Here is an 11553-nt window from a genome sequence, read left to right as displayed (position 1 = left end):
ACCGACCTGGACCTGATGGCGGCGGCGAGGTTCACCGGGAGCCGGGTCGGCGAGTCCGTATGGTCCACCTGGGAACCGGAGAACGGGCGGTTCGAGCTCGACTGGCTGGAGCCGGTGCTCGACGGCGCCCACGAGCGGGGCATCGCGGTCGTGCTGGGCACGCCGACGTACGCGGTGCCGCCCTGGCTTTCCCGGCAGTGCCCGGAGATCGCCGCCGAGCACGCCACCGGGCAGCGCATCGGCTGGGGCGCCCGCCAGGAGGTCGACTTCTCCCACCCGGCGTTCCGCTTCCACGCCGAGCGGGTGACCCGGGCGATCCTCGGCCGCTACGCCGGGCACGAAGCGGTGATCGGCTTCCAGGTCGACAACGAGCCGGGACTGCGCCTGCCGCACAACCACGGCGTGTTCCAGCGTTTCGTGGACCACCTGCGGGCCGTGTACGGCGACGTCGAGACCCTCAACCGCGAATGGGGCCTGGTCTACTGGTCGCACCGGCTGTCCACCTGGGCCGACCTGTGGACCCCGGACGGCAACGCCCAGCCGCAGTACGACGTGGCCTGGCGGGCGTTCCTGGCCCGCCAGACCACCGAGTTCGTGGCCTGGCAGGCGGACATCGTCCGGGAGCACGCCCGCCCCGAGCAGTTCGTCACCACATGCATCGCCTACGGGCACCCGGCGCTGGCCGACGACGAGCTGACCGACAGCCTGGACGTGACCGCCGGAAACCCCTACTACGACATGCAGGACGGCCTCGAACTGCCCGATCCCACCGGCGGCCGCGAACACCAGTGGCTGTCGACCGGGGTGTGGGCGCTGGTCCGCAGCGCCGACCGGATCTTCTCCTCCCGGCAGGAGCCGTTCCTGGTCACCGAGACCAACGCCCAGGCGATCAGCTCGCCGTGGGACAACCGGCCCGGCTACGACGGCCAATGGCGGCAGGCGGCCTGGGCGCTGGTCGCCCGCGGGGCGCGGATGATCGAGTACTGGCACTGGCACACACTGCACTTCGGCACCGAGACGTTCTGGGGCGGGGTCCTGCCGCACAGCGGCCGCCCGGGCCGCGTCTACGCCGAGATCGCCCGCCTCGGCGCGGAGTTCGACACGGCCGGCGCGTTGGTCGCCGGCATCCGGCCGGATGCCGACATCGCGATGGTCTACTCGGCGCCGAGCAAGTGGCTGATGCAGAAGTACCCGCCGCTGGGCAAGCCCGACGGCGGCCCGGATCCCGCCGCATACGACCGTATCTTCGACTCGTTCTACCGCGGCGCGTTCGACGCAGGCCGCCAGGTGCGGATCTACCACGCCCGCCAGCTCGGCGAGATTCCGCCCGACCTGGCCGCGCGCCGCCATCCGGTGCTGATCGCGGCCGGCCTGTACCTCGCCGACGACGCCATGCTCGACTGGCTGGTGACCTACGCGGCCGCCGGCGGCCACCTGGTTCTGGCCACGCACCGGTTACGCCGATCACGAGGCACGGTCCCTCTTGAGTCGCGGTTGGCCGAGGCCGCGGGCGCCTGGTACGACGAGTTCAGCAACCTCGCCGCCGACCTGCCGGTCCGGGCGGCGCCCGGTAGTCCGCTCAAGGCGCCGGCCGATGCCACCGCGACCCGCTGGGTGGACGGTCTGACCGTCGACGGGGCCGAAGTGCTGGCCGAGTACGACCATCCGCACTTCGGCCGCTGGCCCGCGGCCACCACCCACCGTCACGAAGCCGGCCGGATCACCTGCGTCGGCACCGTGCCCGGACCCGGCCTGGCCCGGGCGTTGGCCGCCTGGCTGGCACCGGAACCGGTCAGCGGCTGGTGGGAGCGGCCCGAGTCCGTGACCGTGATGACGGGGACCGGCACGGACGGCCGGCGCGTGCATGTGGTGCACAACTGGAGCTGGCAGCCCGTCCAGGCTCAGGCCCCGACCAGCCTGACGGACGTGCTGGACGGCAGTTGGGTGCCCAGCGGCGCCGTGGTGCGGCTGGGGGCCTGGGACGTGCGGATCTTCGTGGCCACCTGAGCGCCGTCACGCCGAGGCGCGCAGCACCAGTTCCGTGTCGAGCACGATCCGTCGGGGCGCGGACGGCCCGTCGACGATGAGGCCGAGCAGCTCGCGGGTCATCCGTGCGCCCATCTCCTCGACCGGCTGGCGGACGGTGGTCAGCGGGGGATCGGTGTGCCGGCCGATGGGCAGGTCGTCGAAGCCGATCACGGCGACGTCGTCGGGCACCCGCCGGCCGGCCCGGCGCAGGGCGCGCAGCACCCCGACGGCCATCAGGTCCGACGCGGTGAAGATGGCGTCCACGTCCGGCCGGCGTTCCAGCAGCCGGGCCGTCGCGTGCTCGCCGGAGGCCTGGCCGAAGTCGCCGAAGAACACCAGGCCGTGGTCGGAGCGCTCCGCGTCGACCATGACGCGGCGGTAGCCGGCCAGCCGGTCCAGTCCCACGGTCATGTCCCGCGGCCCCGCCACCGTCGCGATCAGCGAGCGCCCGCTGTCGACGAGGTGTCGAACGGCCCGCGCCGCCCCACCGAAGTTGTCCGCGTCGACGTAGGAGAACTGGTCGTCCTCGCGGCCGTGCACCGGCCGGCCGCCGATGACCACGGGGACGTCGATCCGGTCCATGTCCAGCGGGCTGCGGCCGTGCATGCTGACGAACAGCGCGCCGTCGACATGACCGTTGCTCAGATAGTTCATCGCCGGTTCCTGACAGTCCCTTGTGGACGGAACCGGTAACAGCAGCAGTTGCATCCCGGCGGCGGACACCTCGCGGCTGACGCCGGCCACGATCCGGCCGAAGTAGGGATCGGAGAACAGCCGCAGGCCCTCCTCGCACACCACGAACGCGATCGACCGGGTGCGTGGCGCGCTGGCCGTGCGGGCGGCGCGCTGGCGTTCATAGCCCAGCGCGACCATCGCCGACTCGACCTGTTGCCGGGTCTCGGCCCGCACCCGTGGAAAACCGTTGAGCACACGGGACGCGGTCGCCGAGGAAACCCCGGCCGCCCGCGCCACATCCGCGAGCGTCGGGCGAGCAGGGCACGGCAGCACTGCGATCACGCTCCACCTCACAAGACGGCGTTGTCCAGCGGAGGACCTCACGTGACCTCAGTGTTACCGCAAACATTCGTTGTGGGCAAGGAAGGAACGTTCACTCATGACGTCGTGGGCGTGACCGCGGCACAGGCCGGTCCGCAGCCGTTGGCCGCCGTTCAGCGGTGTGTCGACAGGATCGACGACCCGGACCTCGCACTGCGTGCCCGGCGACGGCGACATGCCGGTCGGGGCGGTGAGCGTCGCTCCGCCATACCCGTCGGACACCCACGACCCGTTGCGGCAGAACGGTTGCCCCGGCCGGCCGGTTCGACGGTGTCGCGACCCTTACGGACCGTCGAGTTTGTCGAAGAAGAACTCGTGCTTGAGGAAGGAGGTCTCATGCTCCGCGCCGGGAAACGGGGGTATGAGCTGGGCCGCCTGGAACAGCCGCCACCCGTCCGCGAGGGCGGCCACGCCCGTCCGGTACGGCGGTTCGTCGCCGTCCCCGGTGGTGGGACGGGTCCGGCCGGTGCCGTCGTAGCGGGCCCAGCCGACGACCGGCGAGTCGAGGCTGGAGTTGTTCAGGTACAGGACGAGGACCTGTTGCCTCACGGGTGGCTCCTGTGCGTGGGTCGGTTGCTGATGCGGGTGGCCCAGTGGTCGACGTCGAACTCCGGGTCGGCGGTCAGCGCCCGCCACACCCGGATCCGGTTGTGGATCTCCAGCCGGCCGGACGCCTCCTCGTACCAGGGGAACCGCCTGCGCAGTTCCTCGTGGACCGCCGGGTCGGCCAGGTCGGCGGTGTCCCAGAGCCGAACCTGCGGCACGGTCGGATTGAGGCGGATCTTGTACATGTGGCGGACGGTGTCGCTGTCGTTGCGCCGTCCGCCGTGCCAGATCCCGTGGTGCAGCACCAGGACCGTGCCGGCCGGGCAGACGAGCCGGACCTGGCCGAGCAGGTTCTGGTAGCGGCCGGTGTCGGACTCGTTGGTACGGCGCAGATGGCTGCCGGGGACGAGCAGCGTGCCGCCCATGTCCTCGGTGACGTCCTGCGGGAAGTACATGAGCTGCACGTCGAAAGCATCGAATCGCAGGTCGATCAGGGCATCGGCGTGCAACGCCTGAGCGCTGCCCTCACGCGGCTGCCGGGTGTGCACGAAGTGGTGGTCCACGGTGGGTTCGGGCCCCACCAGGCTGTCCAGGGCGCCGGCGATCGCCGGCAGCTCGACCAGCCTGCGGGCGAAGCTGCCGACGGGGAACGCCGCGGACAGAGGAGTGCCGTACGGCACGGCCGGCAGCCCGGCGGCGAACACGCCGAGCGCCTCCGCGTTCATCTCCGGTGGCACGACCCCGTCCAGACGGAGGAAACCGTGCGTCACGAACCGCGCCACCTGGCCGGAGTCCAGCAGCTGTCGGGTGGTTGGCATGCCGCAACCCTAGGAAGCCGCGGCGCCGGCGTCGTGGGCCGGAATCCGCGACTACTGGTAGCTTTTCGCCATGGCCCCGTTCGTGGAGCTGGCGCTCGACCGGCCGCCGCAGGTGGTGAACGCGGGCGTCGGGGTGCACGGGTTCGTTGCCGCACACGAGGTGTTCCGGCTTCCCGAGCTCTGGCAGCTGCACGTGTACAACTACTCGGGCACGCTGGCGTTCGACGGCGACTCGCACCCCATCCGTCCCGGGCACGTCAGCCTCGTCCCGCCGGACACCGAGGTGCATTTCGACTACGACGGGCCGCGCTGCGAGCACCTGTACGCCCATTTCCGGTTGCCCGGCAACGACGACCGCCATCGACTGCCGGTGATGCAGAGCGCGGGCACCGAGATGACTGTGCTGCGTGGGCTGTTGCGGCACACGATCGCCGCGAACGACCGGTCGCCGGCCCGGGCCTCTGCCGAGCTGTGGACCGCGCTGTGGCGCACCACGGGGCTGCCGGGCGCCGAACGCGGCCCCGGCCACCCGGCCCTGCGCGCCGCGCTGGCCCACATCGAGGAGAATCTGGCCGCGCCGTTGAGCGTCCCGGCGATCGCCGCCGTTGCCGGCGTCTCGCACAGCCACCTCACCCGGCTGTTCCGCGACGGCACCGGACGCACCGTGGTGGGCCACATCCGGCGGCGCCGGGTGGAGCGGGCCCCAAGCCCCAACATCCGTGAACTGGAAAGTCTGGGAACCTTATGCCGCTAACGGCGGCGGAGAGGAGACATCGCTTGCCCCCAAATTTAACCTTTCTCCTCCCTTCCATTACAAAAGGCGACGGACTTTTCGCACGCCTGGAATCCTTGTACCAGACTCCCCATGTGGGTCGGGACTTTACTTATGTTCTAGGCATAGATATGCGACGCTACTAATATTTCGCGACGAGCCGACTTGCCATTAAACTACACGCTTATCGTATTCGCGGCCGGCTAGCCGAACACGCGGCGTTGGATCTCGCGGCGGTAGTCCTCAAGCGTGTTGTCGATGTGCAGCGCGGCCGCCTGCGCGGCGGCCTCCGGCGCGCCGTCCCTGATCGCCTGGTAGATGGCGGCGTGCTCGGCGACGGCGTCCTCGGCGTGCCCGCCGATGGTGCCGTTGAGCCCGATCACGCTGGACTGGTGCTGGAGCCGGCGCGCCTCGCGGACGGCGATGACCAGCAGCGGGTTGTGCGACGCGGTGGCGATCCCGACGTGGAACTCGTCGTCGCCCTGCTCGAACACCGCCGCCTGCCCGGTGAGATGGCCGTGGCGACAGGTCTCCACCGCGGCCTCGATGGCCCGCAGCTCGGTCGGGGTGGCCCGGGTGGCGGCCAGTCGGCTGGCCTCCATCTCCTGGATCCGCCGGAACTCGAAGAGCATGTAGACGTGGTCGAGGTCGGTCGGCAGGAAGAAGCCGCCCCAGCGGGCCGTGCCGAGCATGCCCTCGTCGTCGGCGACGTAGAGGCCGCGGCCCTTCTGCGCCCGCACCCGGCCGATCGCGGAGAGGATCTTGACGGCCTCGCGGACCACGGTGCGGCTGGTGCCCAGCCGGGCCGCGAGCTCGTTCTCGGTCGGCATCCGGTCGCCCGGCCGCAGCCGGAGGTCGGCGATCAGCTGCAGGATCTGCTCGGCCACGAGCTCGTAGCCGGGACGGTAGGCGGTCACCGCACGGTCGGTCCCGGCCTTCCCGACGGCTACCGGCTCCCCGGGCAGTGCGTCCACCGCGTACCTCCGTGGTCGTGGGCAAGAGGGCACCGCATGGCCGGTCCAGACCACCATGATGAGCGTACTCCACCACGACCGGCCGCCATATGTGTACGACTTATTTTGCGGCCACGCGGCCGACCTGAACGGCCTTCACCAGGGTGAACCTTGAAGCCTGCTGTGAATAGGTGGGCTCATGCTCTTGACGCGGGCCCTGATGAGGAGCCTAATCTGGGGCTTCTTCAGCCGGGCTCACCCGCCGCCCCGCCCGTCCGGTCGGGCGCCACACCGCCGTGGAGCAGCCATGATCCGAAGGATCCGGACAGTCGCCCTGTTAGCCGCCGGCGCCGCCCTCACACTGGCCGCCACCGCGTGCGGTGGCGCCGCCGACTCGACCGCAGGAGCCAAGGACGGCTTCACGCAGGCGCCGCAGTCCGACGGCCCGCTGACCGTGTGGGTGGACTCGACCCGGCTGCCCGCCGCCCAGCTGTACCAGAAGCAGCACCCCGCCGTGAAGATGGACATCGTCACCTACGACGGCGACGCCAACGGGTCGAACTACCTGCAGACCAAGGTGAGCCTGTTCAACCGCACCGGCAACGGCTGGCCCGACGTGGTGTTCAGCTCCCAGAACAACGAGGCGACCTGGGCGGTCACGGCCAAGTTCGCCGCCCCGCTCAACAAGGGCCTGCTGCCGCAGTCCCTCCTGGACGGCTGGGCCCGCAACGCGAACCAACCGTGCACTGTGGACGGCACGGTCTACTGCCTGCGCAACGACCTGGCGCAGACCGTGCTGTGGTACGACGCCACGCTGATGGCCCAGTGGGGTTACCAGGTCCCCACCACGTGGGAACAGTACGAGGCGCTGGGCAAGAAGGTCGCCGCCGAGCACCCGGGCTATCTGGTCGGCGCGGCCGGCGACACCTTCACGCCGGAGATCTACCTGTGGGCGAGCAAGTGCGGCGCCAACCACATCACCGGGCCGAAGGCGGTCACGGTGAACACCACCAGCCCCGCCTGCACGCGCATGGCCTCGTTGCTGGACAGCCTGATCGCGGCCAGGAGCATGTCGGCCGGCAGCGTCTTCTCCTCGGACTTCGACAAGAACGAGGCCGACAAGATCCTCATGATGCCCGGCCCGTCCTGGTACGGCGGCTCGCTGTTCCAGGGCACGTTCAAGACGCCGAAGGGCCGGATCGCGGTCGCGCCGATGCCGCAGTGGTCCGACGACCCGAGCCCGGCCGTCGGCAACGTCGGCGGCGGCACCTGGCTGCTGTCGGCGCACTCGGCGCATCTCAAGGCGGCCACCGACTTCCTGACCTGGGTCACCACCTCGGACGACTACCAGGGCAAGGTCGCCGTCGGCTACCCGGCCTACGCCCCGGCGGCGAAGACCTGGCTGGCCGCCCAGTCCGCCGCCGGCTACTACGCGAACGACGTCATCGGGCCGTTGCAGGCCGCGGCCGGCCAGGTGTGGCCGGACTGGGGCTACGGCCAGTTCAGCCAGGAGGCGATCTGGGCCGCCACCGTCACTCCCGGACTGACCGCCGGCAAGTCCCTCGTGTCGATGCTGCCCGCGTGGCAGCAGGCGATCGCCGACTACGCCCGCTCCGACGGCTACCAGGTGACCCGGTGACCACTGCCGCGTCGCGGCCGCGCCGGAGCCGGTCCGCGCCGGGTTTCGTCGCCGGCTACGTGATTCTGCTGGCGGCGTTCGGGGTCGTGCCCACGGTCTACGCGATCTACTACGCCTTCACCGACTCCGGCGGCGCGTTCGCGGGCCTGTCCAACTTCGCCGTCGCCGCGGCCGACTTCCGCTTCCTGCCGTCGATCGGCCACGTCGCCCTGTACCTGGTGTGCTGGCTGGCCGCCCTCGTCGTGTTCGTGGTCGGCCTGGCCCTGCTGCTGCACCGGCTCGGCGCGCGCGGCGTCGGCCGGGCGCTGCGCCTGCTGTACTACCTGCCCGGCGCGCTCGCGGGGGCGGCCAGCGTGCTGGTCTGGCTGTTCGTGCTGGATCCGGCGGTCAGCCCCGTCGGCTTTCTGCTGCGCGCCGTCGGTTATCAGACCTTCGGCCAGGTGATCGCGCCGGGCAACCTGCCGGTGCTGTTCGCCATGATCGCGTTCTGGACGGGCGCCGGCGGCTGGATCGTGGTGATGTACGGGGCGCTGAACACCATCTCCCCCGAGGTGCTGGAGGCGGCGCGGATCGACGGGGCGGGCGCCTGGCAGACCGCGCGACGCATCCAGATCCCGTTGCTGCGCAAGTGGATCGTGTACATGGTCATCCTCGCGTTCGCCGGCGGCACGCAGCTGTTCGTCGAGCCCCAGCTGCTCTCACAGGCCAGCGTCGGCGTGGCCGGGCGGGACTACTCGCCCAACCAGCTGTCCTACGACTTCGCCTTCCAGAACGACGATGTCAACACCGCGGCGGCGATCTCGGTCGAGCTGCTGGTCGTCGGGCTGGTGGTCGCCGCCGTCTTCGTGGTGCGGTCGGGGTTCTTCGATGCGGACTGAGAACCGACGGCCGATTCCGAACCCGCTCGCGGCGCTGGTGCTCCTGCTGTTCGCGGTCTTCTTCGTGCTGCCGGTGATCTGGCTGGTGCTGGCGGCCACGAAGACCGACGACCAGCTCGTGCACGGCAACCCGCTGTCGTTCGGGTCGTGGCAGGCGCTGCGGGCCAACTGGGACGCGCTGACCGGCTACCAGAGCGGCGCGATCCTGGTGTGGCTGCGCAACTCCGCCGTGTACGCGTTCCTGGCGCTGGCGATCACCCTGTGCGTGGCCATCCCGGCCGGCTACGCCCTGGCGGTGACCGAGTTCCGCGGCCGGCGCACGCTGCTGGTCGCCACGCTGGTGGTCATGCTGATGCCCAACGCGACCCTGGTCGTGCCGCTGTTCCTCGAAGTCAACGCGGTGCACCTGATCGGCTCGATGTGGTCGATCATCCTGCCGTACTCGTTCTATCCCTTCGGGGTGTACCTGGCCTACATCTACTTCGGCGCCGCGTTGCCCCGGGAGCTGCTGGACGCGGCCGAACTCGACGGCTGCTCGGCGTTCGCGGCCTTCCGGCACATCGCCCTGCCGCTGGCCGCCCCGGTCGTGGCGCTGGTCGGCTTCTTCAGCTTCGTGGCGAACTGGACGAACTACTTCCTGCCGTACGTGCTGCTGCCCGGCAGCGACCAGGTCCCGGTCCAGGTCGGCCTGGGCACGTTGTTGGACAACGTGCCGCAGTTCAACCCGACGGCCGGCGAGCTCGCGGTGCAGCGGCCCGAGGTGGCGCTGGCCACCTTGCTGGCGATCACCCCGGTGCTGCTGGTCTTCCTGTTCTCCCAACGTTTCCTGGTGGCGGGCCTGCTCGCCGGCGCGACGAAGGACTGACCTCATGCATCCCGTGATCACCGCTTCGGTGCCGCTGCTCGAACCGCCCGGCTGGGCGGTCGCCCAGCGGGGCCTGTTCGACCTGCTCGACCAGGCGTGGCGGCAGTTCGCCCGCGACTTCACCGGGCCGGACGGCGGCCTGGCCTACCGGGACCGGCTCACCTCCCGGGACGGCGTGGACGACTTCTACGAGTCCTTCTTCAACTGGCCGCAGCTCTACCTGCTCGGCGGAGCCGACGACCTGCTGGCCGAGTCCGAACGCCACTGGCACGGCGTGACCCGGCAGCTCACCGAGCTCGGCATGCTCAAGGACGAGTACGAACGCGGATACGACTGGTTCCACCAGGGCGAAAGCCTGCTGCTGCTCTACTTCCTGTGCATGGCCGCGCCCGACCGGTGGCAGCGGCGCGCGCTGCGCTTCGCCGACCTGTACGTCGACCCGGCCCACGGCAACTACGATCCGAAACACCGCATCATCACGCGCCCGCACAACGGATCCGACGCCGAACGGGGCGGCCTGTTCGACGGAGCCTCGTATCCGTGGCTGCCGCAGGAAGCGGCGACGTACGGCTTTCCGCTCAGCTGGCTGCTGCCGCCGGGCGCCGACGAGCCGCCGCGCGACCAGGATCCGAGGCTCGGCCGCGAAATGGCCGAGCGGCTGGGCGTCGGCGACACAGCGGTCAACCTGGCCGCGACCGGGCTCGTGCACAACGCCCTGCTCCTGTCGGGAGAACGGAAGTACCGCGAGTGGATCGCGGAGTACGTCGGCGCCTGGCGGGAGCGCGCCGCGGCCAACGGCGGCGTGCTGCCCGACAACGTCGCACCGGACGGCACGGTCGGCGGGTTGCTGGAGGGCCGCTGGTACGGCGGTCACTACGGCTGGTCCTGGCCGCACGGCTGGTACAGCGTCGGGCAGGCCGCGGTCGTCGCCGCTGTCGCCGCTGTCGCCGCGACCGGTGACGAGACCCACCTGGACCTCGTGCGGCCGGCGTTGGACGCGATCATCGCCAACGGCAAGACGATCGCCTTCACCGAGTCGGACTCCAGCCTGCGTTCCAGGTGGACGGTCCAGCTGGGCGACGAGGTCAGCACGCCAACGCTGCACGTGCCCTTCCGTCACGACGACCGAGGCTGGTTCGACCACAACCCGATGCTGATGGCCGTGCCCACCGCGCTGTGGCACCACAGCGCGAGCGACGCCGACCGCTGGCGGCTGTTGCGGCTGCGTGCGGCCAGCGGCCACGACTGGTGTGCGGTGCGCTCGTTCCGGGGCAAGGAGGAGGCGGGGCACGAAGAACCCTGGCTGGCCTACCTCGGCGGCGACAATCCCGACTACCCGGAACGGATCCTGGCCGCCGCGCAGGCGCAGGTGCGCCACCGGCTGGCGCGGATGGCGCGGCACAAGGACCGGGACGTGCCGGAGGCGGACATCCACCTGTGGCAGCAGTCCAATCCCGTCGTCACCGAGGCGCTGGTGCAGCTGACGTGGGGCGCGCCCCAGGTGATCTACAACGGCGGCCTGCCCCAGGCCCGGCTGCGTTACTACGACGCCGATGCGCGTCGCCCAGGCCTGCCGCCCGGGGTCGCGGCGCTGGTCTCCGGCATCGAGCCGGACGCGACCGTCGTCGAGCTGGTCAATCTCGACGCGCAGCAGCAGCGCACGGTGATCGTGCAGGCCGGCGCGTTCGCCGAGCACACCATTCGCCGGGTGCGCCACACCGTGTGCCGGGACGAGGCGTGGATCGGCGGCCTCTACGACTACGGGCACGGCCGGCCACAGGTCACCGAGGAGTCGATGGTCGTCGACGGCCCATGGCTGGCCGTCGAACTGCCGGCCTCCACCCGTGTCCGCCTGACCCTCGCGCTCACGTTGCGCGGCAACACCCCCAGCTATCGGACACCGTTCGACGAGTACGCCGAAGGCCGGGCGCGGTGAAATTTTCACGGAAGACGGGTGTCGTCGCACGCCTTTGACCTGCTGTCTTGGACCGGTGGGAA

At 70.7% G+C, this 11553-nt stretch carries 10 protein-coding genes; 6 read left to right on the top strand and 4 right to left on the bottom strand.

Features of this window, described 5'->3' with window-relative positions; all coding sequences use genetic code 11:
* The coding region (locus KUTG_RS03635) for a beta-galactosidase (RefSeq protein ID WP_198046994.1) at positions 1-2007 on the top strand (2007 nt) is incomplete at its 5' end.
* 6 nt (positions 2008-2013) lie between these two features.
* On the opposite strand, the gene KUTG_RS03630 is transcribed toward KUTG_RS03635, so the two are convergent.
* From KUTG_RS03630 to KUTG_RS03620, 3 genes are all read right to left on the bottom strand, one after another.
* Positions 2014-3045 carry a LacI family DNA-binding transcriptional regulator gene (locus KUTG_RS03630; protein ID WP_052393873.1) on the bottom strand — a complete coding sequence of 344 codons (1032 nt, stop codon included), beginning with the start codon at positions 3043-3045 and terminating at the stop codon, positions 2014-2016.
* A 321-nt stretch (positions 3046-3366) separates the two neighbouring features.
* On the bottom strand, positions 3367-3633 hold the full coding sequence (locus KUTG_RS03625; protein WP_043714881.1) for a hypothetical protein: 267 nt from the start codon (positions 3631-3633) through the stop codon (positions 3367-3369).
* Positions 3630-4448: a phytanoyl-CoA dioxygenase family protein gene (locus KUTG_RS03620; RefSeq protein ID WP_198046993.1), complete on the bottom strand. Its 819-nt coding sequence runs from the start codon at positions 4446-4448 to the stop codon at positions 3630-3632. The genes KUTG_RS03625 and KUTG_RS03620 overlap by 4 nt, the downstream gene beginning before the upstream one ends.
* Positions 4449-4518: 70 nt before the next feature.
* On the opposite strand from KUTG_RS03620, the gene KUTG_RS03615 reads away from it, so the two are divergent.
* Positions 4519-5202 (top strand): helix-turn-helix domain-containing protein, encoded by a 684-nt coding sequence (locus KUTG_RS03615; protein ID WP_198046992.1) that lies wholly within the window; start codon positions 4519-4521, stop codon positions 5200-5202.
* Between the two features lie 221 nt (positions 5203-5423).
* Here KUTG_RS03615 and KUTG_RS03610 read toward each other — a convergent pair whose 3' ends face one another.
* Positions 5424-6194 carry a FadR/GntR family transcriptional regulator gene (locus KUTG_RS03610; RefSeq protein ID WP_232240639.1) on the bottom strand — a complete coding sequence of 257 codons (771 nt, stop codon included), beginning with the start codon at positions 6192-6194 and terminating at the stop codon, positions 5424-5426.
* A gap of 286 nt (positions 6195-6480) precedes the next feature.
* Between KUTG_RS03610 and KUTG_RS03605 the strand changes: the two genes are divergently transcribed.
* The 4 genes from KUTG_RS03605 to KUTG_RS03590 are packed head-to-tail and all read left to right on the top strand — an operon-like array spanning position 6481 to position 11491.
* Positions 6481-7812 carry an ABC transporter substrate-binding protein gene (locus KUTG_RS03605; protein ID WP_043714878.1) on the top strand — a complete coding sequence of 444 codons (1332 nt, stop codon included), beginning with the start codon at positions 6481-6483 and terminating at the stop codon, positions 7810-7812.
* Positions 7809-8690: a carbohydrate ABC transporter permease gene (locus tag KUTG_RS03600; protein ID WP_043714876.1), complete on the top strand. Its 882-nt coding sequence runs from the start codon at positions 7809-7811 to the stop codon at positions 8688-8690. The genes KUTG_RS03605 and KUTG_RS03600 overlap by 4 nt, the downstream gene beginning before the upstream one ends.
* Positions 8680-9555, top strand: a complete 876-nt coding sequence (locus KUTG_RS03595) for a carbohydrate ABC transporter permease (protein WP_052393870.1) — start codon at positions 8680-8682, stop codon at positions 9553-9555. The genes KUTG_RS03600 and KUTG_RS03595 overlap by 11 nt, the downstream gene beginning before the upstream one ends.
* 4 nt (positions 9556-9559) lie before the next feature.
* Complete coding sequence (locus KUTG_RS03590; protein WP_043714874.1) at positions 9560-11491, top strand: hypothetical protein; 1932 nt, start codon at positions 9560-9562, stop codon at positions 11489-11491.
* Positions 11492-11553: the final 62 nt, after the last annotated feature.

Source organism: Kutzneria sp. 744 (genome assembly GCF_000568255.1).
Lineage (GTDB): Bacteria > Actinomycetota > Actinomycetes > Mycobacteriales > Pseudonocardiaceae > Kutzneria.
This window is presented reverse-complemented; position numbering and strand designations above follow the sequence as displayed.

Coding starts and splice junctions, on each gene's coding strand:
- KUTG_RS03620 (WP_198046993.1), bottom strand. CDS start 4,448: ATGCCAACCACCCGACAGCTGCTGGACTCCGGCCAGGTGGCGCGGTTC.
- KUTG_RS03615 (WP_198046992.1), top strand. CDS start 4,519: ATGGCCCCGTTCGTGGAGCTGGCGCTCGACCGGCCGCCGCAGGTGGTG.
- KUTG_RS03605 (WP_043714878.1), top strand. CDS start 6,481: ATGATCCGAAGGATCCGGACAGTCGCCCTGTTAGCCGCCGGCGCCGCC.
- KUTG_RS03595 (WP_052393870.1), top strand. CDS start 8,680: ATGCGGACTGAGAACCGACGGCCGATTCCGAACCCGCTCGCGGCGCTG.
- KUTG_RS03590 (WP_043714874.1), top strand. CDS start 9,560: ATGCATCCCGTGATCACCGCTTCGGTGCCGCTGCTCGAACCGCCCGGC.